We start from the raw sequence: 25,341 nt of genomic DNA, 5'->3' as shown, positions 1-25,341 counted from the left end.
GACACGCTTATTCGCGGCGCGCGACGAAGCCCCTGTAGTGAGTACCGAGACGCCCGAACCGACCGAAACCGAGGCGTTCGAGCGGGTCTGCGAGACGCTCGTCGAGCGCATCCTCGCCGGCGAGATCGACCGCGACGAGGTCGAGAAAGCCAAGCTCGAGGCGTGTTCGGAGCACTCGGCGCCGAAGGTGCCGAAGAACTCGGAGCTGCTGGACTACGCACCTCAGGAGCACCGCGAGGACCTCGAGGCGGTGCTCCGGCGCAAACCGGTCCGGACCGCCTCGGGCGTCTCCCCGGTCGCGATCATGACCTCGCCCGAGCGCTGTCCCCACGGGAAGTGTCTGTACTGTCCCGGCGGCCCCGACTCGGAGTTCTCTTCCTCCCAGAGCTACACGGGCGAGGAGCCCGCGGCGGCCCGCGGGGTGCAAAACGACTACGACCCCTACGGCCAGGTCACCCTGCGGCTCGAACAGCTCCGGGAGATCGGCCACCCGATCGACAAGGTCGAGCTGATCCTGATGGGCGGGACGATGACCGCTCGCAGCCACGACTACCAGGAGTGGTTCGTCAAGCGCGCCCTCGAGGCGATGAACGACTACGACGTCGACAAGGAGCCCGAGCCCGCGGAGGGCGTCAGCTTCGCCGAGGATCCCGACGACTACGAGTTCAAGTACCTCGAGGACGTCATCGCGGAAAACGAGACCAACGACATCCGCAACATCGGGACGACCTTCGAGACCAAACCCGACTGGTGCGATCCCGAGCAGATCGACCGTATGCTCGAGCTGGGCGGAACGAAAGTCGAGGTCGGCGTCCAGACGACCTACGAACGAATCAACCGCGAAATGCACCGCGGCCACGGCGCCCAGGCGTCGATCGACGCCAACCGCCGGCTGCGCAACGCGGGTTTCAAGGTCGGCTTCCACATGATGCCGGGTCAGCCGGGGATGTCCAAGGAGATGTGTCTCGAGGACTTCCGCAGGCTGTTCGAGCAGGAGCGGTGGAAACCCGACTACCTCAAGATCTACCCGATGCTGATCGTCCGCGGGACCGCGACCTACGACTGGTGGCACGAGGGGGAGTTCGACCCCCTCTCCAACGAGGAGGCCGCCGAACTGGTCGCCGAGATCAAGGACATGATCCCCCGCTACACGCGGCTTCAGCGGGTCCAGCGGGACATTCCGGCCGACTACATCGACGCCGGCGTCTGGAAGTCGAATCTGCGACAGCTCGCCCGACAGCGCATGGACGAGCACGGCTGGTCCTGTGACTGCATCCGCTGTCGCGAGGCCGGGATGAACGACGAGGAGCCCGAAACCGTCGAGCTCGACGTGACGACCTACGACGCCTGCGGCGGCACCGAACACTTCATCTCGGTCGAGGACTTCGAGAAGGACCTCCTGGTCGGGTTCTGTCGGCTCCGATTTCCCCACGGGGACGGTCCCGCGGGCCGCGCCCCGTCGGTTCCGGAGGGCGATCGACTCCGACCCGAACTCGAGAACGCCGCCCTCGTCCGCGAGCTGCACGTCTACGGGAGCGAGGTCGCGATGGGCGACGAGAGCGAAACCGGCCAGCACCAGCACAAGGGGTACGGTCGCCGACTGATGACCCGCGCCGAGGAGCTCGCGGCCGACGCCGGCTACGACAAGGTAAGCGTCATCTCCGGGATCGGCGCGCGGGAGTACTACCGGAACAAACTGGGCTACCACCAGGATGGCCCCTACGTGAGCAAGCGGCTCTGAGCCGCCCCGATCGTCCGACCGTTCGATCCGTCGTTCCGTTTTCGTCGCTCGTCGATTCGGCCGCCAACCGCGTCCTCGAGCCGCGCCGTCGCTCTCCGGTTCGCCGCCCGCTCGAGCCGATCCTCCCTTCGAGACTCACCTATCAGTATTCGCGGGGGAATCGCTCGATACTACCACAACGTTATTACTTGCGGGGTGTTATGCCACGTGGTAACAGATGTACGACTGCATTCTCGTCCCGACCGACGGTTCGCCGGAGGGCGAGCGCGCGCTCGAGTACGCTTTCGACCTCGCGCGCGCTCACGACGCGACGGTCAAGGCGATCTACGTCGCCAACGTCGCCAGCTACGGCGGCCTGCCGATGGAGACCGCCTGGGAGGGGATCGGCGAGGCGCTGCGCTCGGAGGGCCAGGGCGCACTCGCGCGCGTCGAGGAACTCGCCCCCCCGGACGTCGCCGTCGAGACGGAGATCATCGAGGGGTCGCCGAGCCAGGTGATCGTCCGGGAGGCGACGCCCGACAGCTGCGACCTCGTGGTCATGGGCACGCACGGCCGCGGCGGGATCGATCGGCTGCTACTGGGTAGCGTCGCCGAGCGGGTCGTCAGGCAGTCGCCAGTGCCCGTGCTGACGGTTCGGTTGGACGAAGAGGAGTCGGCGTCCGAGTCCGACCGCCAGCCCGAGGCTGCGGAGGGCGAGACGCCGGAGCCGTCGGACGTCTAGCGCGGCCGCAGGTGCTCGCAGTCGCCGGCCGAGACCGTCTCCCGACCGTCGTCGGTTTCGACGACCAGCGCCCCGCTATCGGTGACGTCGACGGCCTCGCCGACGAGTTCGTCGCTCGCTCGCTCGACCCGGACCCGCTGGCCGAGCGTCAGCGCTAGCTCGCGCCAGGCCGGAACGACGCCCTCGAGGTCGGTCCGGAGGCGATCGAACTCCTCGAGCAGTCGCTGGACGAACGCGCGCCGATCGACGGCGCCCGCCTCGGCGCGGATCGAGGTCGCCTCCGAGGGTAAGTCGGCGGCGTCGACGTTCGCGTTGACGCCGATTCCGACGACGAGCCACGCGATCCGATCTGTCTCGCCCTCCATCTCCGTGAGGATCCCCGCGAGCTTGCGGTACCCGCCCTCGTCGTCGACGGGCACGACGACGTCGTTGGGCCACTTGATGCGGGCGTCGACGCCGGCCTCCCGGGCCGCCCGCGCGGTCGCGACCGCCGCAGCGAGCGTGTACAGGGGCGCGCGAGCCGGCGCGACCTCGGGCCGGAGGACGAGACTCAACCAGACGCCGCCCGACGGCGCGGTCCACTCGCGCTCGAGGCGACCCCGACTCCCGGTTTGTTCGTCCGCGAGGACACCGACGTCGCTGGCTCCGTCGGTCGCCAGCTCGCGGGCGCGGTCGTTGGTACTGGTGATCGCGTCGTGGTACTCGATCGAAAGGGGCGCCTCGAGCCCGTACTCGACGGCGGGGCCGTTGTACGTCGTGACGTCAGTTAGCGCGTAGCCGCTCGAGCCGCCCTCGATCTCGAAGCCGGCCTCGCGCAGCGCGTCGATCTGTTTCCAGACGGCCGCCCGCGAGATGTCGAGGTCCTCGGCGAGGTCGGGACCCGATACGGGCCCGTCGCCGATCGCCTCGAGGATCGCTCGCCGCGTCTCGTTCATACCGAAGGGAGGGGAGCGATCGCACTTGAATCGGCCGGCTCAGCCCTGCAGTTCGCGCAGCTTCTCGCGGCCCGGCGCGATCAGCTCGTCGAGGTAGGTCGCGAGGGTGCCCTTCGCGTCGGCGGGGTGGAGCTCGCCGGACTCGAGGTCCGCGGCCAGGGCCTCGTACTCCTCGTAGGTGAGGTCGCCGCCGTACTTCTCGGGGCGCTCGACGACGACCTCCTCGAAGCGCGGGAAGACGTGGTACTCGAACAGCTCGAGCACGGGGTTCTCGAGGTCGCCCTCCGGGTCGCGGGTGGGCGGGCAAAAGGCCGAGTTGACCTTCTCCTCGACGTCCTCGGTCGAGTCCTCCATCGAGATCGTGATCCCCTCGCTCGAGGACATCTTCCCCTCGCCGCTGGTGAGGTCGGCGACGATCGGCGTGTGCAGGCAGGGGCGGGCCTCGTAGCCCAGCTCTGGCAGTTCCTCGCGGGCGAGCATGTGGACCTTGCGCTGGTCGAGCCCGCCGACGGCCAGATCCAGGTCGAGGTACTCGATGTCGAGCGTCTGCATCAGCGGGTAGACGAGGTGGCTGACCTTCGCGGTCTCGCCCGACTGGAGCTCGGCCATCGCACGCTGGGCGCGGTTCATCGTCGTCGAGAGCTCGAGCTCGTGGAGGTCGAGAGTGTACTCCTCGTCGAGCTGGAACTCCGAGCCGTAGACAAACTCCGTGTTCGACTCCTCGAGGCCGTAGGCGGTAAACTGCGCTTTCATCTGCTCGGCGGTCTCGCGGATCTCCTCGAAGCTGCCCTTCCCGTTGAGGTAGGCGTGGACGTCCGCGAGCAACACGACGACCTCCATGCCGGCGTTCTGGAGGTCGATCAGCTTGTTGGCCGTCAGCAGGTGTCCCAGGTGGAGCACGCCGGAGGGCTCGTAGCCGACGTAGACGCGCTTGTCCGCGGGATCGGCCGCGAGTTCGCGCACCTCCTCGTCGGTTACGACCTCGTCGGCGTTTCGCGTGATCAACTCGTAGGCGTCCATCTCTATCTCATCGCACCCGTCGGACGGTTTTATAGTAACCGACCCGCGCTCGCGGTCGGCGCCGGATCAGCGCTCGGCGCGGGCCACCGTCGCCGTCCCGTCCTGGCGCACCCGGAACCGGTACCCCTCGTAGGTGAACTCGACTGCGGCGTCGGCGGTCGCGCGGGGCGGCGAGGAAAACAGCGCCGAGAGCAGTTCGTTGACGCTGTAGTACACCGGCGACAGGTCGGTCGGTTCCCGATCCTCGAGCGCAGCGACGAGCGTCGAAATCTGCGCCGCCGGCGCCGCTCCGTCGGTCTCGAGCGTCCGTCTCGTTATGACGTCCTCGTTGTCCGTCGCGTTCATCTGAGTGTACGCAGTTCCGATCGATAGCTCCGTAACCGTTCTACTGGCGTGTGCACGCAGTCTCCGCCCGCCGTCGATTACGCGCCGCGATACGAGCCGCGGCCACTGCCTGCCGAAGGTTGATAGCGGTGTCGGCGTATGCATCGGTCGTATGGGCTTCAGCGAGGACGCCGTCAACGCCGCCCGCAGAACGATCTATCCACAGCTCCACTACCTTTTCCGAGGAACGTTCGGCGGCTACGCCGTTACCCACACCACCGCAGACGAGTACGTGCTGACCGCCCGCTGCTCGGAGGCGGAGATCGAGGCGTTTCTTGCGAAGCGTGGCTTCTCCCGGAACCCGATCTCCGCGGTGAAAGTCCGGATGGACGGAAACACCGCTGAGGGGTCCTGGGTCTGGCGCTCGTCGCCGCTGGCGTCCTTCCAGCTCCACGTCGTCATCCACGACCTCGAGGAGGTCGAGGGGGTCGACGTCTACGCCCACTGGGAGCGGTCCTAGATCCGCCACCCCTACAAACACTACCTCGCGCGGGATTACGACGCCGAGCGGGGCGTCGCGCTGGCGCGGCACTGGCTCGTCGACGACGACGGCGAGACGCTTCGCGGCGAGGACTGCGACATCCGCTACGAGGTCGACGACTCGTTCAGCCGTCGAGCCAGCGAGTTCTTCTCGCTGTCGTACTACCGGCTCAAGGAGTTCTCTGGGTCGGTCAGATCGCGACTGCCGTTCGTCGACGGCGGCGATCGTAACTTCATCATCGACCGCGAGGACGCTCGCGTGGCCGTCTCCCCCCGGATCACCGATCGCTTCTAGAGCTCGCCGCTGCGGATCCGTTCCTCGGCCGTTCGGAGCGCGTTCTCCCGATCGAACGAGTCGACGATCGCGCGCAGTTCGGCCTCGTCGGCGTCGGCCAGCTCGCGGGCGTGGGCGGTTACGTTCGGCACCGCGCGGATGATGTTGTCGACGATCGGGACCTCCGCGACCCGGGGCGACCGCGAGAGCGGGTTGAGGTCGATTACGATCTCGGTCTTGCCCATCTCCTCGAGCGCTTCGGCGCGGTCGCCGTCCTCGAGGGGGACGACCACGACGTCGGCGGCGTAGATCCCGTCGGCGTCGACCTTCGCGCGCTGGTGGTCGAGGTTCGGGATCCGGGCGTCGGCCTCGAGTCCCTTTACCTCCTCGGCGCCGTGCTCGCGGAGGTGGTCGGCGATCGCTTCGATCCGCTCGGGCGTGCGGTTGAAGAGGTTGACCTCGAGGTCGGCGTCGACGGCGTCGGCGAGTTCGACCATCTCCCCGGGCACGAGCGCGGCGACGTTGCCGTTGATCGAGAGCACCGGGCGCTCCGCCAGCAACAGGTGGGCCGCGGCGGCGCGCTCGGCCTCGTCGGCGCTCGGGATCGTCTCCTCGCCGAGGAGGTAATCGAAGGCGCTGCCCCGCCCCTCGGCGTGCATCCCCTGGAGGTGGGTGATCCCCTTCTCGACGCCCCGCTCGATCCGGTGGCGCGTGAGCAGGTCCTGGTATCTGGGGTGGTCCTCGGGGATCTCCTCCTCGTCGTCGACGTCGGCGGAGACGGTCTCGTAATCGGTCATGATCGATCCCTCGAGAGCGTCGATGAAAAGCCGACCGATCCGCGCTACTTCAACACCGCACCCGCGGGGTGGGTCGCACACACCGCCGGCTCGTAGCCGGCGTCAGAGAGCCCGGTGCCCAGCGCGAAGACCGTCTCGCCGAGCATCGCCATCGAGGCTTGCCCGCCGACGGCCGCCACGTCCTCGAGGGCCGCCTCGAGCGTCGGCGTCAGCAACTCGGCGTCGCGGGCGAACCGCCGGGAGGCCTCCATGAACGACTCGAGCGTGGGCTCCTCGACGGTCCGCGACAGCGCCGCCTCGCCGGCCCGCGAGAGTTTCGCGGTTTCTCCCGCCAGCACGTCGGCCGTCGACAGCTCGCCGAACGGGACGTACTCGACGCGGCTCCGGGCGGGTACCGCGTCGAGCTCGTTGACCGCGGGCCCGCCGGGCTCGAGTCGGATCGGGATCCCGCCCCGGGCCTGGGCGACCACGTCGCCCAGCCCGGTTCCGGCCCGCACCTCCGCGGCGTGGGCGATCGCGACCAGTTCGTTTTGCGAGCGCCGCCGCTCGAAGACCCGGTTCGCCGCGAACGCCGCGCCCAGCGCCATCGCCCCCGAGACGCCGAAGCCGGCGCCCAGCGGGAGCTCCGAGACGGCCTCGACGCGGGCCGGGGCCTCGAGCGCCTCGAGGACGTCGAGTACCGGATCGACCTCGATCGGCTCCCCGTCGAGGACGACCGCCCGCTTGGCCGCGGGTTCGACCGTCACCTCGACGCCGTCGGTCAGCGTCACCCCTGCCCCCCGTGAGCCGGCCTTCGTCGGGTCCTCGTCCGGATGGGCGCTGAAAAATCCGGTCACGTGACCCGGGACGAACGCCGTCGCCTCCTCGCGCATCACCTCCCGATTACCGCCGGTACGGTATAACGTTGCAGGTTCGTCGCTGACGCCCCGGCACGGTTCATGGACCCGGCTTTTCCGTGCGGAGCGTCAAGGCGCCCCCAATGAACGAACGGTTCCCGACGTCGCCCCTCGAGCCGATCCCCTCCCGGTGCGACGAGCGTCCCGCTCTCGAGGACGGGTGGGACTGAGCGATGGCGACGAACACAGAATCCGGCGGTTTCGGCCGGTTCTTCCAGCGGTACACGAAGACGTGGATGCACGCCGTCGCGACGGCCGGGCTCACCGCGTTCGGGCTGCTCTCTTTCGTCCACCGCGGATTCGTCGTTCTGGCGCTCGCCTGTTATATCGTTCCGCCGATCGTCCTCTATCTCACGCGACGCGGCGACGACGCGGCCGAGAACTCGACGTCGCCGACCGACGCGGCGCTCGCGGAGCAGGGCGAGCCGAGCGGGAGCGAACGGATCGAACCCGAGGACCAGTCCGCGCCGGAGTCGGGCACCGATTCGCTCGGCCCGCCGCCGGCCGAGCCGGACTCTCGAGGCGAGTCCGGCAGCGGGGACGAACGGAAGTCCCTCGAGGAGGCATCGACGGCCGACCGCAGACCGGAAGTCGAAACGGAACCCGAGGCGGAGCCGCAGTCGGAACCCGCGAGCGAGCCGACGGCCGACGCCGACCCATCGACCGAGTCGACGGATGCAGCCGCGTCGGAATCGAAGGGAGACGAGCCGACTGGCGAGGCCGGGCCGGCGACCCAGGCGGCCGCGCCGGCGTCCGAACCGAGCGACGAGGGGGAACCGGAGTCCGAACCCGAGTGGCGGTCCGCGGACGCACCCACCGACGCGACCCTGCTCGACGCCGCGGTCGCCGAGTGCTCGAGCGCCGTCGCCGTCGGCGAGGGCGGCGTGGTCGCGGGCACGGACGGCGAGGAGTGGTCACTCCTCCTCGAGGACGGGCCCGCGGCCCAGGGCCAGGGCCTGTCCGGCGTCGACGTGACCGACGACGGCGAGGCCGCCTGGGTCGCCGGCGACGGCGGCGCCGTCGGCCGGCTCGAGGTCGAGTCAGGTCGCCACGTGGACTACTCGGCGCCCGACGACCGGACCGACAACCTGGCGGGGATCGCCGTCGCGGGCGGCGACGGCGAGGAGACCGTCCTCCTGATCAACGGCTCGGGCGAGGTGCTTCGCGGGCAATACCGCGACGGCGACTGTCGCTGGGACGAGCCCGTCCAACCGGGCAGCGGTTCGAGCCTGAGCGACGTCGTCCTCGCGGGCGCGGTCGGGTACTGCTGTGATACGAACGACGGCGTCTTCGCGACCGACGACGGCGGCCGGAGCTTCGAGCGAATCGGGATCGAGGACGCCGACGGCACTCCCGTCGGAATCGCTGCGGAGGAGGACGGAACCTGTCACCTCTGTACCGACGACGGCGTCGTCCACCGCTACGACGGCTCGCGGTGGACCCCCGAGCGGGTCTGCGAGGAGACGCTTGCGGGGATCGACGGGGTCGGGGATCGACTCGCGGTCTGTACCGCCGACGGGGCGATCCACGAGCGCGAGGATCCGACGGCCGACTGGGAGCGAGCAGACGCCGACGCGCCGACGGGGCTCGAGGCGGTCGCGCTCGGCGACGATCTGGGCGTCGCCGTCGGGGACGAGGGAACGGTGCTCGAACGGCGGTGAGCCCGATTCGTTCCGGCGAGCCCGTGGCGACCGCGTCCTCGGATCGCGAGACGCCCCCTCGCGTCAGCTCCGCCAGTAGGCCCTCGTCAGAAGCACGAGGACGGGAAAGATCTCGAGGCGCCCGATCCACATGTAGAGGATCATCAGCAGCTTCGAGGTGGTGGGGAACTCGAGGTAGCCGCCCATCGGACCGGTTACCGTCCCGAGCCCCGGCCCGATGTTACCGAGCATCGAGATAGACGTGCTCAGCACGTCGAGCAAGCTGACGTCGAAGCCGACGCGGGCCGCGTCGGCCGAGAGCAGCCCGACGCCGACCAAGAAGAGCACGAGGTACAGCAGCGTGAACGAGTAGATGCCCCGAACCGCCTCCTCGTCGAGGACGCGACCGTTCATCCGAACGGGCCGGACCGCTTCCGGGTGGATCGTGGTAAAAACCTCCCGCCGAAGCGACTTGATGACGACCAGCCACCGAAGGACCTTGATCCCGCCACCGGTCGACCCGGTGGAGCCGCCGATGAACATCGCGAACAACAGGAGTCCCTTAGTGGTGCCACTCCACGCGTCGAAGTCCATGTTCGCGTACCCGGTCGAGTTCGTCAGCGAGGCGATCTGGAAGGCCGCGTATCGCAGCGACCGCTCCACGTTCCCGCCGACCTGCCCCGTTTCGGGTGTCTCCAGCGCGGAAAGAAAGAGCACGATCGCACAGACGACCGTCAGCACCGACACCGCGCCGAGGTAGGTCCGGAACTCGTTGTCCCGCAGCAGTGTCCGCGGATCGCCTGCGATGACGTGCCACCAGAGCACGAAGTTGACGCCCGCGAAGAACATGAACGGAATCACGAGCCACTGGACGAGCGGCGAGAACGCCTCGATGCTGCGCGCCTCGGGGGAGAACCCGCCCGTCGGCAGCGTCGTGAAGCCGTGAGCGATCGCGTTGTACAGGTCCATGTTCGGCGCGTACCCCAGCAGGTGTACGCCGTACAGGAGCCCCATGTACGCGACCGTGAGCGCGATGTAGGCAATCCAGAGGACGCGGGCGGTTTCGGCGATGTGTGGCGTGAGCTTCGAGATCCCGGGCCCCGGCGTCTCCGCTCGCATCAGCTGGGCCCCGCCGACGGCCATCTGCGAGAGGATGGCGACCGCGAGGACGATGATCCCCATTCCGCCGAGCCACTGGGTGAGCTGGCGCCACATCATGATCGCGCGGGAGTGGGTGTCGAAGGAGATGTCGCCCATCACCGTCGCTCCGGTCGTCGTGATTCCGCTCATGCTCTCGAACAGCGCGTTCACCGGGTAAGCGATGGTTCCGTTTCCGGCCAGAACGTACGGGAGTGCGCCGAACGTGGCGGCGAGCAGCCACGACATCGCGACGACAAAAAACGCCTCCCGCGCGCCGGGATCGGGTTGGGGGTCCAGTCGACGTAGCGCGAATCCCGAGCCGGCGGTGATCCCCATCGAGGCGACGAAGACCCAGAGGTCCGCGCCGCCGTACGCGAGCGCGACGAGGATCGGAATCACGAACGCCAGCGAAAAGAACGCGAGGATCGTGCCGACCAGACTCAGCCCGGCCCGCCAGTCGACCCGGAGCGGCCGCGTCATTCGAACCATCCCCCGGCCGCGCCCTCGCGAACCGCGCCGCTGACAACCGACGTTCTGCCCCCCGGGGCGGCTCTCGGCGCCGGGCGCGCTATCGGCTCGGGACCCCCGCCTCGATCCGACTCGGCCGTCCTCGGGGTCGGGCTATCGGACCCGCGTTCGAACCGTTCGCTCGGACCGTCGCTCGAGGCGTTCCGATTCCAACCGGACATTTATATACCTACTTCCGATTCAGTTCTGTCTCGTAAGTATATTTCTCTTCCAACAACCCGACTCGTCGTCCGACTCGACGGCCCGGAGCGGTACCGCATCGAAGTCGCTGCGGGGGAGAACCGTCAGGACGTCGCCGGCGCGGACCTCGGTTCCGCCCGCGGCGTCAGCGTCTCGTCGGTTCGCTCGAGCGCGTCGCTGACCCGCTCGACGGCGCGTCGAACGCGGAGTTGCCGTTGGCGCGTCACACCGCCGCGGAGACCTCGTCGAGCACCCTGGCGTCGACGAAGAGCACGGCGTGATCGCCGGGCTGAGGGACCGTCTCCCCCCGGGGAACGACGAGCCGTCCGCCCCGGGAGATCGCGGCGACGACGACGCCCTCCGGAAGGTCGGCGACCGACTCGTCGATCCGGCGGCCCGTCAGCACGCTCTCGGGATCGAGTTCGATCTCGACGACCTCGGCGCGGTCGTGCTCGAGCATCGCGATCTTCTCGGTCCGATCGGTTCGGGTGAAGCGGACGATCTCTTCGGCGGTTTCCTCGCGAGGGTTGACCGCGACGTCGATCCCGACGACCTCGAAGAGGTCGGCGTACTCGGTGTTGTCGATGACGGCGACCGTTCGATCGGCCCCGATCCGACGAGCGAGCAGGGAGACGAGCAGATTCATCCCGTCGCTGTCGAGCGAGGTGACCACGAGGTCGGCCTCGTCGACGCGCTCTCGGGCGAGAACCTCCGCGTCCGTCGCGTCTCCCTCGACGACGAGCGCGCCGGGAAGCGCCTCGGCGAGTTCGCGCGCGCGTTTGCGGTCCCGCTCGATCAGCCGGGGTTCGAAGCCGTGGGATTCGAACTCCCGGGCGGTCTGGTAGCCGATCTCGCTGCCGCCGACGATCACCACGTCGTCGGTGCTCGCCGTCCCCTCGGTCACGTTTGCCAGCCCGAACTCTCCGACCGACTCGGCGTCCCCGACGACGACGATCCGATCGCCGTCCTCGAACCTTGTCTCGCCCCGGGCCACCATCAGTTCCCCGTCGCGGAAGACGCCGGCGAAGGTCACCGACCCGTCCCGACCCGAGTCGCGAACCCGACGTCCGACCAGCGGACTCTCGGGACCGACTTCGAACTCGGCCATCCGCACGAGGCCGCCGGCGAAGGTCTCGACGTCCTGGGCCCGCGGGAACCCGGAGAGGTGGACGATCTTCCGCGCGACCAGCAGATCCGTACAGATCATGAAATCGACGCCGAACGCGCCCTCTGTCCCCTCCCAGGTCTCGAGCATCGTGTGGCGACGAACGCGAGCGATCGTGAACGCGTCGGTCGCGGTCTTGGCGGTACCGCAGACGACGAGGTTGGTCTCTCCGGCGTCCGTACACGCGATGATCATGTCGGCCCGCTCGAGTCCGGCCTCGCGAAGGGTCTCGAGCGCCGTCCCGTCCCCCGTCACCGTCAGCACGTCGTGCGCGTAGGTGACGTCCTCGGCGATCCGCGGGTCGCGTTCGACCACCGCGACCTCGTGGGACCGCTCGAGGTTGGCGGCGATCGTCCGTCCGACCTGCCCCGCGCCGACGATGAGTACGTACATTGGGTGTGTTCCTCCCGGCGCGCGACGGGACGCCGGCGCCGACGGCCGTCAGTTCGCACCGCCGAGTACGACTCTAGTGACCATAAACGGCCGACCTCGAGCGCGAGCCGACCTCGGCGGCGCGAACGCACTTCCGGTCGGTCCGCCGGCCGTCAGCCTGCGGGATCAGCCCTCACCCCGAGGAGGAGGTCAGCCGGTTGATGACGGGCGTCGCCGTGACGCCGTGGAGGACGATCGAGATCACGACCACGGCGCCGACCAGCGCCCAGAGGAGGTCGGCGTCGGCGAACGCCCCCTCGTTCAGGCCGTGCGCGAGGTAGTAGAACGAGCCGATACCCCTGATCCCGAAGAAGGCGATGGCCCCCCGCTCAGCCCAATCGCGGTCGAACCCGAGCAGGCCGACAACGCCGGCAGCCGGACGAACGACCAGGACGATCGCGACCGCCGCGACCAGCGCCTCGACCGTCAGCGGCGCGAGCAACCCGCCGGCGATCGCCCCGCCGAAGAACACCATGATGACCGCCATCGCGGCCTGTTCGGCGAGCTCGCCGAGCTCGTGGAGCGCGTCGTTGTACTCGTGGGACCGCTCATAGCTCCGGATCGCCACCGCCGCGACGAAGACCGCGATGAAGCCGTACCCGCCCACGACCTCGGTAGCCCCGTAGATCAGCAGCGTTCCGGCGAGCGCCTCGAGGCCCTGCACCGACCGGGCGATCTCGGTTTTCGGGACCGTCAGGAAGATGATCCAGGCCGCGATCCGCCCGAGGACGGCGCCGAGGACGACGCCGACGACGATCCTGTAGCCGACGTCGATCAGGAGCCACTCGCCGACCCAGTTGCCGGGCGCGATTCCGACCAGCGCCATCGCGATCGCAACGTTCGTGAACGGAAACGCGAACCCGTCGTTGAGTCCCGCCTCCGAGGAGAGTGCGAAGCGAACCTCATCGCCCTTTCCCTCGCGATCCGTCTGGGGCTGGGCTTCGTCCCCCTCGCCTGGCTCCTCGACCTGAACCTCCGAGGCGAGGACGGGATCGGTCGGCGCGATACAGGCCCCCAGCAGGACCGCCGCCGGGACGACCAGTCCAACGTACCACCCCAGCAGCGCCGCGCCGGCGATCGAAAGCGGCATCGTGATCGCGAGCAGTCGCCACGTCGAGGCCCAGGCCCGCAACCCCGGAACGCGATCGAGCTTCAACCCGACCGCCATCAGTGCGACGATCACGCCGAACTCCGCGATCCGCTCGGTCAGGAGGCCCTGCTCGAGGGGATCCGGGGCTGGCAGCCCCGTCGGCAGGCCGAAGGCGAGGATCCCGAACCCGACGAAGAACATGGGGAGAGAGATCGCTCGATCGGCGACGAACCGCGGCAGCACCGCGACGCCGAACAGGACGGCTCCGAGCAGGACCAGCAAGGCGTCGTACAACTCCAGCATCGGTGTCCTCGAAACAGACGTCGATGGCGTCCTTGAGTTCCATGCAGGCGTCTGCAGAACCAATCCCTATGACCGCCCAAATCGTACGCCGTCGTATGGGTACGGACTCGCCCGCGAGCGAGGAGACGGGACGGCCGACGCGGACGCGACGCCGCCTGCTTCGGGTCGGCGGCGCCGTCGGAGTCGCACTTCTGAGCGGCTGCACCGCCGACGTCGGCGAACAACTTCCGCCCAACCGAAAGCAGCCCACGTCCGAACTGACGCCGGAGCTCCCGGTTCGAGAGCGAACGACCCTGCTCGAGGAGCGCATCGAGGCGTTCGACGGGGCGACGATCGAGGACGAGGACGGATTCGCGGCCGCGTTCGACGACGACGCACTCGAGGTCGAGTCCGTCGAGCGCTCCCAGGAGGTGTTGACGATCGAGTACGTCAATACGGAGTCGTACGCGGAGGGAGACCTCCACGACGTCGGCGCGATCGCGGGCGCGTTCGCGGCGCTGCTCGAGTCCAGATACGACGCCGTCGCGCTCGGGATCACGATCCTGGACGACGCGCCGTCGGCGTTCGGGGCGGCGGAGATCGACGCCGACTGGGCGCGGCGGTACAACGAGGGGGACCTCTCGGCCGCGGAGTACGGCGAACTGGTCGCGGGAACGGTCGAGACGGCTCGCCAGCCGCCCGAGGTCAACGCCTCCCCCGGCGAGTGACGGTTCGTCGGGGACGCGGACGGTAACAGTCCCGCCGCTCGCGCGGCTCCGCTGAAACCCTCTTCTTCGGATAGCTCCTCCCGCGGAGCTGCCGCTCGCTCCGGGCGTCGCATTCTCGTCAGAAGGTAGGTGACGGACCAGTCGGTGAATACCAGCGATCGGGGAGACAGTCCGGTTTCGGTAGCAACCAGCTTTTTTGCTGCTGGGAGCAAAATCGGTTACGCGTGTACAACGACATTTTAGTACCAACTGACGGGAGCGAATCGAGTACCGCTGCGGTGAACCAGGCTATCGCCATCGCGGAGCCTCACGGGGCGACGGTCCATTTTCTGCACGTGATAGACGTCGGAACGGAGATGTCCGCTCCCGGAAACGTTGCGCCCGAGCTCACGAAGACGCTCGAACAGGAAGCGAGCGACGTGCTCGGCAGGGCTGAAGCGCAGGCCGAGGACGCTGGTATCACAGCCGAACGAACCGTTCTCGAGGGAACTCCTCACGAAGCGATCGTTGGGTACTGTGATGACCGGACGATCGACCTCGTTGTTATGGGGGCGAGCGGCCGCTCCGGGCTCAAAGACCACCTTCTCGGAAGTACTACAGATCGCATTATCCGTTCCGTTGATATTTCCGTGCTTATAGCGCGCCCGTAGAAACGCATTGCTCTGCTACATCGAGATACCGTCCGTACCGTCGTAGGGCCGATTTTGCTCCTATCGATCGGTTGAGACTCTCTGCGGTCGTCTCGCTGGGTTCCGGAGAGTGAGTCCGTAGGGCGTGTTCTCTGGCGATTTCGCGGGAACAGCGCGAGATCTGAGACCCCACGAACTCTCGCTCGACGGTTGCGCCGTCGTCTACGGCGACAAGCGCTGCCGGTTCTGGGAGACTTCGCTTCGCTCGTCTCCCTGGCTCACCAAGTCTTCGCCCTTACGGGCTCAGACATTGGCGATCACGCGGAAACGCGCCTCGCTTACGCTCGCGGTTTCCGCTTGCTCCCAGCGACTGAGTCCTTGACGAAGTCGCTGGCGATCCCGCAAGACTCTCACTTCGTTCGAGCCTTGCTGGCTCTCAGGTTTGTCGCCTACGGCGAGAGTCGCTGACGGTCCTGGGAGACTTCGCTTCGCTCGTCTCCCTGGCTCACCAAATCTTCGCCCTTACGGGCTCAGACGTTGCCGATCACGCGGGAAGAGAACGGCCTCGCGGATGTTCTCGAGGCCTAGGATCGTCATGATCAGGCGCTCGCCGCCGAGGCCGAATCCGGCGTGGGGGGGCATCCCGTACTTGAACATCTTCGTGTAGTAGTCGAACTGCTCGGGGTCCAGGCCCTGCTGTTCGAACCCTTCGATGAGCTGCTCGTAGCGGTGTTCGCGCTGGCCGCCCGAGACCAGCTCCATGCGCGGGTGCATCAGGTCGAAGCCCGTCGAGAGCGCCTCGTCGTCGCCGTGGTCCTGGATGTAGAAGGGCTTGATCTCGCTGGGCCAGTCGGTGATGAAGTAGTGGCCGCCGACGTCGTCGCCCAGGGCCTTCTCGCCCTCGGTGGGGAGGTCGTCGCCCCAGACGAGTTGCTCGTCGAGTTCGCCCGTCGCGTTGATGCGCTCGATGGCCTCCTCGTAGCTGATTCGGGGGAAGTCGTCCTCGGGAACTTCGAACGACTCGGCGAGGCCGAGCGCCTCGAGTTCGTCCTCGCAGTTCTCGGCGACGGCCTCGTAGGCCGCCGTGACGACGCCCTCGGCGACGTCCATCGCGTCGCTCTCGTCACAGAAGGCGCCCTCGAAGTCGATTGAGGTCGCCTCGTTGAGGTGGCGGGGCGTGTTGTGCTCCTCGGCGCGGAAGATCGGGCCGATCTCGAAGACACGCTCGACGTTCGAGCCCGCGATCAGCTGCTTGAACAGCTGCGGGGACTGGTTCATGAAGGCCTCCTCGCCGAAGTACGTGATCGGGAACAGCTCGGTTCCACCCTCGGTCCCGGTGGCGACGATCTTCGGCGTCGTGATCTCCGTGCAGTGGAACTCGCGGAACGCCTCGCGGGCCGCCCGCAGGATCTCCGAGCGGATCTCGAAGATCGCCTGGACCTCCTCTTTGCGGAGATCAAGGGTTCGGTTATCGAGTCGCGTCGAGAGGTCGGCGTCGACCTTCCCCGAGGGATCCAGCGGCAGTTCGGGGTCGGCTGGGGCGACGACCTCGAGCGACTCCGGCGTAATCTCGACGCCCGTCGGCGCGCGGGGCTCCTCCTCGACGGCGCCGGAAACCTTCACGACGCTCTCGCGGGAGACGTCCAGCCCGGCCTCGACGAGGTCGTCGTCCATCTCGTCTTTCTCGAACTTGATCTGGATCTTCCCGGTCGTGTCCCGAAGGATCAGAAAGGCGATCCCGCCGAGGTCGCGGATCTCGTGGACCCAGCCGGCGACGGTCGCGTCGTCGCCCGGCTCGGCGTCGGCAGTGTAGGTTCTGTCCTGCATACCACCCGATTCCGGTCGCCGGAACTTAAGCGCAATCGTTCCGGATCGGAGCCGCGAGCGCGATCGGTAGCTGCCCGACCCGATCGCCATCCGTCGCTGCAACGCCGAGGTGTCCTCGCCCGAGGACTCTTGGTACGGTCCGAAGTACCGCCACTGCATGACGAACGCGATCAACGAGGCCGACCTCGAGTGGACCGAGTACGACCGGGGGTCGTCCCGGTTCCGGCGCAAGCAGCTCTCGAGCGCTGCCGGCGCAGACGATATCGGCTGTAGCCTGTACGAGCTGCCACCCGGCGAGCGGTCCTGGCCCTATCACTACCATACGGCTAACGAGGAAGCGTTGTTCGTTCTCGACGGCGAGGGGATGCTCCGGTGCGAACGCGGGGAGGAGTCGATCGAACCTGGCGACTTCGTGACGCTTCCCGCGAGCGAGGATGGCGGTCACCAGGTCGTCAACGACAGTGACCGTGACCTCCGATACCTGATGGTCTCGACGATGGTCGAACCCGACGTCACCGTCTACCCCGAGATGGACAAGTTCGGCGTCTTCGTCGACTCCCCGCCGGGCGGAGAGGGGGAGCGCTCGCTCCACGGCTACTACCGACTCGAGGACGCCGTCGACTACTGGGAGGACTGAGCCCTCACGGGTTACCGCTCGTGGACGGTCATCGGGATCTCGTCTTTCGGACGGGCGGTGATCGTCGCCATCAGGTCCAGATTTTCGGTTCCGGGGACGAGCTCGAGGTGGTAGTCCTGATAGATCGTCGCGAGGATCAGCCGGGCCTCGAGCATGGCAAACCGGTCGCCGATACACCGGCGCGGACCGGCTGCGAACGGGAAGTACGCCAGCTTCGGCAGGTCGGACTCCATCTCGTCGGTCCAGCGTTCGGGCCGGAACGCGAGGGGATCGTCGTACCAGCGGGGGTCACGGTGGACGACCCACTGGTGCATCCGGATCGTCGCTCCCGGTTCGACCTCGTAGCCGCCGATGATGTCGGGCTTGACGGGCTCGCGGACGATCCCCGGCACGGGAGGGTAGAGCCGCATCGACTCCTTGACCACCTGCTCGGTGTACGTCAGGTCGGAGAGATCCGCCATCGTCGGCGTCTCGCCGCCGAGTTCGGCCTCGAGTTCGTCGATGAGCCGTTGTTCGACGGCCGGGTTCCGCGCGAGGAGATGGGCGGTAAACGTCAGCGAGAGCGCCGTCGTCTCGTGGCCGGCCAGCAGCAGCGTCACCACCTCGTCGCGGATCCCCTCGTCGGAGAGCGTGTTCCCCTCCTCGTCGGTCACCTCGAGGAGCTTCGAGATGACGTCCTGCTCGGTCGGGTTCGCCCGTCGTTCCTCGATCAGCGGGTAGATCACGCCGTCGAGCTCCGCTCGTGCGCGCTGAATGCGTCGTCTGGAGGGGGTCGGCACCTGCGGCGGGAGAACAAGATGAGAGAGGCTCTCGGTCGCGAGCATGAACTCCTCGAGCGCGGAGCCGACGGTGTCGACGTGGTCGTCGATGTCGACGCCGAACAGCGCCCGGACGACGATCCGCAGGGTCACCTCCATCATGTCCTCGTGGAACGAGCGGGTCTGGCCGTCCGCCCACTCCTCGAGCGCGTTCTCGGTGAACGCGGTCATCATTTCGGCGTACTCTTCGATCCGGTCGGGTGCGAACGCGGGCTGGATGAGATGGCGATTTCGGCGCCAGACCGCGCCTTCGCTGTTCAGAATGCCGTCGCCCGTAACCGGTTTGAGAACGTGCTGGAAGCGGGCTCCCTTGATGTAGTTCTGGTTGTTCTGGACGAGCACCTGCTCGATGTAGTCGGGGTGGTTGAGCTGGTAGACGGGGCCGGTCGGATCCTCCCAGTAGGCGATGTCGCCGTACTCGCGGGCGGTTTCGGTCATGAAGCCGTAGGGATCGCGGAGGAAGGCGAGCTGGTTCCCGACGAGGGGGAGGCCGTTCGGTCCGGGCGGGTGATCGTCAGTAACTGCAGGTGTCTCGCTGCTCATATACCGTCGCCGACGGGCGCCAGTCCCCTATGTCTGAACCCGATCATCCCCGGTGTATTTATACCCGGTCCGAGAGCGTCCGGTCGTGTGCTCCCGTCTCGAACCAAAGGCGAGCCGACTCACCGTCGGTAGCGGTCCGCCCGACAACGCCGGGCGACAGACGCGCACAGGGAACGACTGGATGCCGCCCCAGGGAGGACGATGCGCTACGCCACGGTCACGCTGAGGTGGCGTGGTCGGCGGCTCACGCCGACCGACGAGCGCTTCGGCCACGACGATGCGATCACGGTCGAGTCGATCCGCTACGTGAATCCCGTCAGCGACGACGACGACCGGTACGTCGAACTGCTCGAGGTTCGCGGCGACCTCGCGGAGATTCGCTCGCTGCTCGCGGAGTCGCCGACCGTCCTCGAGTTCGCCGTCACCGGCAGTGACGACCGCGGCGTCGTCTACGTTCAGTGGCGGCGTGCCGACCTCGTCGACGAGCTCCTGTCGATCCTCCGCGAGCACGAGATCGTCGTCGACTGGCCGATGCGCTTCGTCGGGATCGACGGCGATCGAGGGCTCGAGATCACGGCGATCGGGACGAGTCGAGCGATCCAGCGAGCGGCCGCGGACCTCCCCGAGGGGATCGGGGTCGAACTCGAGCGACTGGGCGAGTACGAGCCCGGTGTCGATCCCGGAGCGACCATGACCGAGCGCCAGCGGGAGCTGTTCGCCGTCGCCGTCCGGGAGGGCTACTACCAGGTCCCCCGCGAGACGACACATCGGGAGCTCGCCGAGATCCTCGATCTCGCACCCTCGACCGTCGGCGAACACCTCCAGCGCATCGAGGCGAAGCTGGCCACCGCGTACGCGACCTCGATGCGGTGAGATGCGATCCCGTCGCCGGCGTCCCGCCTCGCTTTTCCCGACCCGCCACGAGTATCGACACATGGACGACCTCGAGACGCTCGCCGAGTCGATCCGGAACGCCGACACTGCGGCCGTCCTCACGGGTGCCGGCGTCTCGGCGCCCTCCGGGATCCCAACCTTCCGGGGCGACGACGGCGTCTGGGAACGCTTCGACGAGGGACAGTTCACCTACGGTCGCTTCCGGAGCGATCCCGAGGGGTTCTGGGCGGATCGCCTCGAGCTCCAGGAGGCCATGTTCGGCGGCGACTACGAGCCCAACCCGGCCCACGAGGCGCTGGCCGCGCTCGAGCGGGACGGCCACCTCGAGGCGGTACTCACCCAGAACACGGACGGGCTCCACGCCGACGCGGCGGCCGCCGTCCGGGGCGACGACGTCGACGAGCCGAGGGTCGAGACCGCGGACTCGGTCCTCGAGCTCCACGGTAACGCCCGCCGGGTCAGGTGTGCGGACTGCGGGCGCCGTCGTCCGGCCGACCCGGTCCTCGAGCGGGCCGCCGACGGCGAGCTCCCGCCGACCTGCGACTGCGGCGGCGTCTACAAGCCCGACGTCGTGCTCTTCGGCGAGCAGCTTCCGGGCGCGGTCATCCAGCGCGCCCGCTCTCTGATCCGCGAGAGCGACGCCTTCCTGGCGATCGGCTCCTCGCTGGCCGTCGAGCCCGCGGCCTCCTTGCCCCGGCGGGCGTCCTCGAGCGGCGCGACGGTCGGGATCGTCAACCTCGAGTCAACTCCCTGCGACGACGCGGCCGACGTCGTCCGCCGTGAGGACGTCACCGAGGCGCTGCCGCGGCTGCGGGAGCTGGTCGTCGAGGGCTGAGGGTCCCGAGAACGGGCGGCCGCGGCCGAGTCAGGCGTCGTTGGCCGCCTCGACGGTCGCCCGGAGCGCGTCGACGCCCTCGTCGTGGGCCAGGTCCCCGACGACGATCACGTCGGCGTACTGGGCCATCGCGTGTGCCGAGTCGTAGTCGCGGATCCCGCCGCCGTAGAACAGCGTCGACTCGTCGATGCCACGGCTGGCGGCCTCGACGACCTCCTCGTCGCCCAGCATGCCGGAGTACTCGAGGTAGACGATCTCCTGGCCGAACATGCGCTCGGCGACCGTGGCGTAGGCCTCGACGTCGTCGGGGCCGAGGTCGCAGTCGGCCTCGGTGAGCGTCGCCACGTCGGCCTCGGGGTTCATCACGATGTAGGCCTCGGTCGTCGTCCGATCCCAGTCGATCTCGCCGATCCGGACCCACTCCTTGTGGGCCTCAGTGATCCAGAACGGCGAGCCGGCGTTGAACACCGTCGGGATGAGGTAGCCCTCGAGGGCGTCGTTCTCGACGACGACGCTCGGGTTCGCGGGCTCCTGGTAGAGCGGAACGTCGTGTTCGGCGCAGGCCTCGATGACCGCGGTCATGTTTTCCTCGGTCATCCCCATCGTGCCGCCGATCTCGATCGCGTCGGTTCCGGTCGCACAGAGGTCCCCGAACGTGACCCCCTCGGGGAGCTCCTTGTCCGGGTCGAGCTTGAGGACGTGATTCCAGTCGGACCAGGGCGCAGTCATACCGCCCCGTTTCCCGACAGCCAGCAAAAACGCTACGAAACGGCCGCGAGACGGCGGTCCCTGAGCCGCCCGACGCACTCGGTCGCGGTCGCTCCTATCCCGACGGAGCGCGTCGGGCATCGAGGTTGTTTTCTCCCTGGGGAACGGTGGCCACGGTATGAGCGATCGGGTCGAATCGACCGACGGGTCGACCCTGGAACGACAGCGACTCCGGGCGGTCGCCGACGCCCTCGACGGCGGCGTCGTCCAGCTCGACGCCGCGGAGCGGATCGTCGCGGTCACCGACGACGTCCTCGAGATCGCCGGCTACTCGCGGGAGCGTCTCCTCGACGCCCCCGCGGCCGCGCTGTTCGACGACGCCGTCCTCGGGAGCGACGGCGGGTCGAAACGGCGGCGCGTGTCCGGATCGATCGAGACGGCCGACGGCCGGAGCGTCGACTGCAGCGTTCGCCTCGAGCCCCTCGCCGAGGACGGGGACGACCGCGGCGCGGTCTGTATCGTTCGGTTCCCGACCGACGCCGAATCCGACCGCGGTTCGGCTCGTAATCGGCGCCTCGAGCGACGGGTCGAGCAGCTCTCGGCCGAGCTCGACACCGTGTTCGAGCGAATTTCGGACGCCTTCTACGCCCTCGACGAGTCGTGGCGGTTCACGTACGTCAACGATCGCACGGCCGAGTTGCTCGGTCGACCCGCCGACGACCTGCTCGGGACGGCGATCTGGGAGGCGTTTCCGGAGCTCGTCGACTCTCACCTCGAGGAACGGTTCCGGACGGTGATGGCGACGAAAAAGCCACTCTCGTTCGAGCGCTACTCCGAGGCGCTCGGGATCTGGGCCCAGATGGACGTCTACCCGACCGAGGCGGGGCTGTCGGTGTACTTCCGGGACGTGACCGACCGAATCGAGCGCGAGCGCCGTCTCACCGTGTCCGAACGGCGGTACCGGACCCTCGCCGAACACTTCCCGAACGGGGTCGTCGCCCTGCTCGACCGCGACGGCGAGTACACGCTGGCTGCGGGGCGGGGGTTCGACGGACTCGACGTCGACCCCGCGGATCTCGAGGGGGTGCACTTCCGGGACGTCTGGGGAGCACCGATCGCCGAGACGATCGAACCCGCCTACCGACACGCCCTCGAGGGCGAGCAGCGACGGGTCGAACTCGAACGGAAGGGGCGGACGTGGCTGCTCTGGGCCGTTCCGGTTACCGACGACGCGGGGGCGGTCGGGGCAGTGCTGACGATGGCCCAGGAGGTCACCGAACGGAAGGAACGCGAGCGGTACCTGCAGGACGCGAAGGCCCAGCTCGAGGCCGCGACCGAGGCCGGCACGGTCGGGACCTGGGAGTGGCACGTCCAGGAGGATCGGTTCGTCGCCGGCGCCGCCTTCGCCAAGACCTTCGGGGTCGATCCCGAGGCCGCACGCGAGGGGGTCTCCCTCGAGCGATTCGTCTCGTCGATCCACCCGGCCGATCGCGAGCGCGTCGAGGAACGCATCCAGGCCGCCCTCGAGAGCTGCGGGGAGTACGAGGCGGAGTACCGCGTTCGAAACGCCGACGGCGAGGTGCGCTGGATCGTCGCCCGCGGCCACGTCGAGTGCGACGCCGACGGCGCGCCGAACGCCAGCTCGAGACCCACAAGCGCCAGCTCGAGACACTGTTCGAGCTGCTTCCGGTCGCGGTCGTCGTCGCCGACGCCGACGGCCGGCTCATCGACGCCAACGAGACCGCCCGGGAGCTGTGGGGCGGCGACGTCTTCGACGCCGAGTCGGTCGCGGAGTACGACCGCTACGACGGCTGGTGGGTCGACACCGGCGAGCCGATCGAGCCCGAAGAGTGGACCATGGCCCGCGTCCTCGAGGGCGAGGAGGTCGCCGACCCCGACGTCCACGAGATCGAGACCGTCGACGGCGACCGCCGGATCGTGATGACCCACGGGATGCCCGTCAGGGACGAGCGTGGCGAGATCAGCCGCGGCGTGATCACCCAGACCGACGTCACCGAGCGACGGGAGTACCAGCGCCGCCTCGAGGAGACGATCGAGAAGCTCGAGACCTCCAACGAACGCCTCGAGCAGTTCGCCTACGCGGCCTCCCACGACCTCCAGGAGCCCCTGCGAATGGTCTCGAGTTACCTCCGGCTGATCGACCAGCGCTACGGCGATCGTCTGGACGCCGAGGGCGAGGAGTTCCTCGCCTACGCCGTCGACGGTGCCGACCGTATGCGCGACATGATCGACGGGCTGCTCGCGTACTCGCGGATCGAGACCGCGGGCGAACCGCTCGAATCGGTCGATCTCGAGGGCGTGTTCGGTGAGGCCTGCAGCGAGCTCCGCGGCCGAATCGAAGAGTCGGGCGCCGAGATCGACGTGGAGCCGCTGCCGCGGGTCGAGGGCGACCACCGGCAGCTCCGCCAGCTGTTCCGGAACGTGCTCTCGAACGCCCTCACCTACTCGCGGGAGGGGATGCCGAGGATCGCGGTCTCGAGCGAACGCCGGGGCTCGAACTGGCGGCTCTCGGTCCGCGACGAGGGGATCGGGATCGATCCCGCGGAGACCGAGCGCATCTTCGAGGTGTTCCACCGCCTGCACACCCACGACGAGTACGCGGGCTCGGGGATCGGGCTCGCGCTGTGTCGACGCATCGTCGAGCGCCACGGCGGAGAGATGTGGGCCGACTCCGAGCCCGACGAGGGATCGACGTTCACGTTCACGCTGCCCGCAGTCGACGAGGAGTGAACGCCGCAGGACGGGGCCGACGCCCGCTCAAACGCCCTTGCTCATCAGGTGGCTGCGGAGGACGTCCGCCTCCTTGTTTCCGGTGCCGGTGTTGACCGCGACGACCGTCTCGTCGCCGTCGAACGCGCCCCGGTCGGCGAGCTCGTAGAGGCCGCTGATCGCCGCGGCGCAGGTCGGCGCCATCTCGAGGCCCTCCCGTTTCGCCACCGCGATCGCGGCGTCGAGGATCTCGGGGTCGTCGGTCGCGACGGCGCCCCCGTCGCTGTCGCGGATCGCCTCGAGGATCCACGGGCTCGCGCCAGGATCGGGGATCTCGATCCCGCCGCAGATCGTGTCCGGGTGTTCGACGGGTTCGTGGGCGTCGCGGCCGTCCTCGACGGCCTCGACGATCGGCGCACACCCCGACGCCTGGGCGGCGTAAAACGACGGCACCGCGTCGGTCAGGCCGAGGCGCTCGAACTCGCGGGCCGCCTTGTACATTCCGACGAGCCCGACGCCGCCCCCTGTCGGGTACGAGACTACGTCGGGGCTCTCCCACTCGAGTTGTTCGGCGATCTCGTAGAACATCGTCTTCTTGCCCTCGTGGCGGTACGGCGTGGCGAACGTCTGGAGGGAGTACCACTCGTCGTGGGCCTCGAGGCCCTCCTCGAAGGCCGTGACGGCCTCGCCGATCCGCCCCCCGACGACGTTCATGTCGCCGCCGTGGACGTTGATCATCGCCTTGTTCGTGAACCCGGACCGGGAAGGGACGTAGACGTGCGACTCCATCCCCGCTCGTCCCGCGTAGGCCGCGGCGGCCTGACCCGCGTTGCCCGCCGAGGCCAGCGCCACGTCGGTCGCGCCGTGCCCGTCGGCGGCCGTCACGGCGACAGTCTGACCTCGGTCCTTGAACGTCCCCGTCGGATTCCGTCCCTCGTCTTTGATCAGCAGCCGACCGACGCCCAGTTCGTCGGCCAGGGTCGGACATTCGACCAGCGGCGTCGCCCCCTCGTCCATCGTCACGGCCGACTCCCGGGGAAAGGGAAGCAGTTCCTCGTAACGCCACAGCGAGTCGAACGGTCGCGTGGCGAGAGCCTCGCGGTCCAGGTCGACGGCGTCGTAGTCGTAGCTCGGGTCGAGGATTCCACCGCAGTCCGGACACCGGTGGCCCTCCGCGGCGGCGTCGAACGTCGACTCGCAGTCGACGCACTCGAGGCCTCTAAAGGCGGCTGTCGTCTCCATAGGGGTGTGTTCACGGCGCGGGACTAAGGGTTGTTCATCGGTTCT

At 68.4% G+C, this 25,341-nt stretch carries 21 protein-coding genes and 2 pseudogenes; 10 read left to right on the top strand and 13 right to left on the bottom strand.

Translation table 11 applies throughout. The features are described 5' to 3' along the window. Positions 1 to 37: 37 nt before the first annotated feature. Positions 38 to 1,741 (top strand): tRNA uridine(34) 5-carboxymethylaminomethyl modification radical SAM/GNAT enzyme Elp3, encoded by a 1,704-nt coding sequence (locus tag GWG54_RS02765; RefSeq protein WP_167936326.1) that lies wholly within the window; start codon positions 38 to 40, stop codon positions 1,739 to 1,741. Positions 1,742 to 1,958: 217 nt separating this feature from the next. Continuing rightward, positions 1,959 to 2,462, top strand: a complete 504-nt coding sequence (locus GWG54_RS02760; RefSeq protein ID WP_167936325.1) for a universal stress protein — start codon at positions 1,959 to 1,961, stop codon at positions 2,460 to 2,462. Here the strand turns inward: GWG54_RS02760 and GWG54_RS02755 are convergent. The 3 genes from GWG54_RS02755 to GWG54_RS02745 all read right to left on the bottom strand — a co-directional run bounded on the left by GWG54_RS02755 (position 2,459) and on the right by GWG54_RS02745 (position 4,762). Beyond that, positions 2,459 to 3,397 (bottom strand): biotin--[acetyl-CoA-carboxylase] ligase, encoded by a 939-nt coding sequence (locus GWG54_RS02755; protein ID WP_167936324.1) that lies wholly within the window; start codon positions 3,395 to 3,397, stop codon positions 2,459 to 2,461. The two genes, GWG54_RS02760 and GWG54_RS02755, sit on opposite strands and share 4 nt — an antisense overlap. A gap of 39 nt (positions 3,398 to 3,436) precedes the next feature. After that, on the bottom strand, positions 3,437 to 4,417 hold the full coding sequence (locus tag GWG54_RS02750) for a tyrosine--tRNA ligase (RefSeq protein WP_167936323.1): 981 nt from the start codon (positions 4,415 to 4,417) through the stop codon (positions 3,437 to 3,439). A 66-nt stretch (positions 4,418 to 4,483) separates the two neighbouring features. Then, positions 4,484 to 4,762: a HalOD1 output domain-containing protein gene (locus GWG54_RS02745; RefSeq protein WP_167936322.1), complete on the bottom strand. Its 279-nt coding sequence runs from the start codon at positions 4,760 to 4,762 to the stop codon at positions 4,484 to 4,486. Positions 4,763 to 4,913: 151 nt separating this feature from the next. On the opposite strand from GWG54_RS02745, the pseudogene GWG54_RS02740 reads away from it, so the two are divergent. Beyond that, positions 4,914 to 5,576 (top strand): annotated as a pseudogene (locus GWG54_RS02740) (hypothetical protein). Here the strand turns inward: GWG54_RS02740 and GWG54_RS02735 are convergent. Further along, positions 5,573 to 6,352: a 4-phosphopantoate--beta-alanine ligase gene (locus tag GWG54_RS02735; RefSeq protein WP_167936321.1), complete on the bottom strand. Its 780-nt coding sequence runs from the start codon at positions 6,350 to 6,352 to the stop codon at positions 5,573 to 5,575. The pseudogene GWG54_RS02740 and the gene GWG54_RS02735 sit on opposite strands and share 4 nt — an antisense overlap. A gap of 44 nt (positions 6,353 to 6,396) precedes the next feature. After that, positions 6,397 to 7,224: a pantoate kinase gene (locus GWG54_RS02730; RefSeq protein WP_167936320.1), complete on the bottom strand. Its 828-nt coding sequence runs from the start codon at positions 7,222 to 7,224 to the stop codon at positions 6,397 to 6,399. Between the two features lie 197 nt (positions 7,225 to 7,421). Between GWG54_RS02730 and GWG54_RS02725 the strand changes: the two genes are divergently transcribed. Continuing rightward, complete coding sequence (locus GWG54_RS02725) at positions 7,422 to 8,909, top strand: hypothetical protein (protein ID WP_167936319.1); 1,488 nt, start codon at positions 7,422 to 7,424, stop codon at positions 8,907 to 8,909. A gap of 63 nt (positions 8,910 to 8,972) precedes the next feature. Here GWG54_RS02725 and GWG54_RS02720 read toward each other — a convergent pair whose 3' ends face one another. From GWG54_RS02720 to GWG54_RS02710, 4 genes are all read right to left on the bottom strand, one after another. After that, positions 8,973 to 10,508: a TrkH family potassium uptake protein gene (locus GWG54_RS02720; RefSeq protein ID WP_167936318.1), complete on the bottom strand. Its 1,536-nt coding sequence runs from the start codon at positions 10,506 to 10,508 to the stop codon at positions 8,973 to 8,975. 332 nt (positions 10,509 to 10,840) lie between these two features. Continuing rightward, complete coding sequence (locus GWG54_RS21125) at positions 10,841 to 10,963, bottom strand: hypothetical protein (RefSeq protein ID WP_280842085.1); 123 nt, start codon at positions 10,961 to 10,963, stop codon at positions 10,841 to 10,843. Continuing rightward, the gene (gene trkA / locus GWG54_RS02715) at positions 10,960 to 12,294 is read right to left on the bottom strand and encodes a Trk system potassium transporter TrkA (RefSeq protein WP_167936317.1); all 1,335 of its coding nucleotides are present in this window, start codon (positions 12,292 to 12,294) and stop codon (positions 10,960 to 10,962) included. Before trkA ends, GWG54_RS21125 begins: the two co-directional genes overlap by 4 nt. A 172-nt stretch (positions 12,295 to 12,466) precedes the next feature. Then, positions 12,467 to 13,726 (bottom strand): sodium:proton antiporter, encoded by a 1,260-nt coding sequence (locus GWG54_RS02710; protein WP_167936316.1) that lies wholly within the window; start codon positions 13,724 to 13,726, stop codon positions 12,467 to 12,469. Between the two features lie 95 nt (positions 13,727 to 13,821). Here GWG54_RS02710 and GWG54_RS02705 point away from each other — a divergent pair, with 95 nt between their 5' ends. Together GWG54_RS02705 and GWG54_RS02700 are read left to right on the top strand one after the other, a co-directional pair. Next, positions 13,822 to 14,433, top strand: coding sequence for a hypothetical protein (locus tag GWG54_RS02705; RefSeq protein ID WP_167936315.1), 612 nt, complete (start codon positions 13,822 to 13,824; stop codon positions 14,431 to 14,433). A gap of 224 nt (positions 14,434 to 14,657) precedes the next feature. Continuing rightward, positions 14,658 to 15,083, top strand: coding sequence for a universal stress protein (locus GWG54_RS02700; RefSeq protein ID WP_167936314.1), 426 nt, complete (start codon positions 14,658 to 14,660; stop codon positions 15,081 to 15,083). Between the two features lie 501 nt (positions 15,084 to 15,584). On the opposite strand, the gene aspS is transcribed toward GWG54_RS02700, so the two are convergent. Next, positions 15,585 to 16,889, bottom strand: a complete 1,305-nt coding sequence (aspS, locus tag GWG54_RS02695; protein WP_167936313.1) for an aspartate--tRNA(Asn) ligase — start codon at positions 16,887 to 16,889, stop codon at positions 15,585 to 15,587. A 157-nt stretch (positions 16,890 to 17,046) separates the two neighbouring features. Here aspS and GWG54_RS02690 point away from each other — a divergent pair, with 157 nt between their 5' ends. Continuing rightward, positions 17,047 to 17,526 carry a cupin domain-containing protein gene (locus tag GWG54_RS02690; protein ID WP_167936312.1) on the top strand — a complete coding sequence of 160 codons (480 nt, stop codon included), beginning with the start codon at positions 17,047 to 17,049 and terminating at the stop codon, positions 17,524 to 17,526. 11 nt (positions 17,527 to 17,537) lie between these two features. Here the strand turns inward: GWG54_RS02690 and GWG54_RS02685 are convergent, their stop codons facing one another. Continuing rightward, positions 17,538 to 18,887 (bottom strand): cytochrome P450, encoded by a 1,350-nt coding sequence (locus tag GWG54_RS02685; protein ID WP_167936311.1) that lies wholly within the window; start codon positions 18,885 to 18,887, stop codon positions 17,538 to 17,540. A 201-nt stretch (positions 18,888 to 19,088) separates the two neighbouring features. Between GWG54_RS02685 and GWG54_RS02680 the strand changes: the two genes are divergently transcribed. Both GWG54_RS02680 and GWG54_RS02675 read left to right on the top strand, forming a co-directional pair. Beyond that, complete coding sequence (locus GWG54_RS02680; protein ID WP_167936310.1) at positions 19,089 to 19,760, top strand: helix-turn-helix domain-containing protein; 672 nt, start codon at positions 19,089 to 19,091, stop codon at positions 19,758 to 19,760. A 61-nt stretch (positions 19,761 to 19,821) separates the two neighbouring features. Further along, a complete protein-coding gene (locus tag GWG54_RS02675; protein ID WP_167936309.1) occupies positions 19,822 to 20,616 on the top strand; it encodes a Sir2 family NAD-dependent protein deacetylase in 795 nt (264 codons plus the stop codon). A gap of 30 nt (positions 20,617 to 20,646) precedes the next feature. On the opposite strand, the gene GWG54_RS02670 is transcribed toward GWG54_RS02675, so the two are convergent. Then, a complete protein-coding gene (locus GWG54_RS02670; RefSeq protein ID WP_167936308.1) occupies positions 20,647 to 21,345 on the bottom strand; it encodes a phosphoglycerol geranylgeranyltransferase in 699 nt (232 codons plus the stop codon). A gap of 157 nt (positions 21,346 to 21,502) precedes the next feature. Between GWG54_RS02670 and GWG54_RS02665 the strand changes: the two are divergent. Further along, a pseudogene (locus GWG54_RS02665) lies at positions 21,503 to 24,075 on the top strand (PAS domain-containing protein). A gap of 27 nt (positions 24,076 to 24,102) precedes the next feature. Here GWG54_RS02665 and GWG54_RS02660 read toward each other — a convergent pair. Then, positions 24,103 to 25,296: a threonine synthase gene (locus tag GWG54_RS02660; protein WP_167936307.1), complete on the bottom strand. Its 1,194-nt coding sequence runs from the start codon at positions 25,294 to 25,296 to the stop codon at positions 24,103 to 24,105. Between the last annotated feature and the right edge of the window lie 45 nt (positions 25,297 to 25,341).

Origin of the sequence: Natronococcus sp. JC468 (assembly GCF_012163165.1) — an archaeon.
GTDB classification, from domain to species: domain Archaea; phylum Halobacteriota; class Halobacteria; order Halobacteriales; family Natrialbaceae; genus Natronococcus; species Natronococcus jeotgali.
This window is presented reverse-complemented; position numbering and strand designations above follow the sequence as displayed.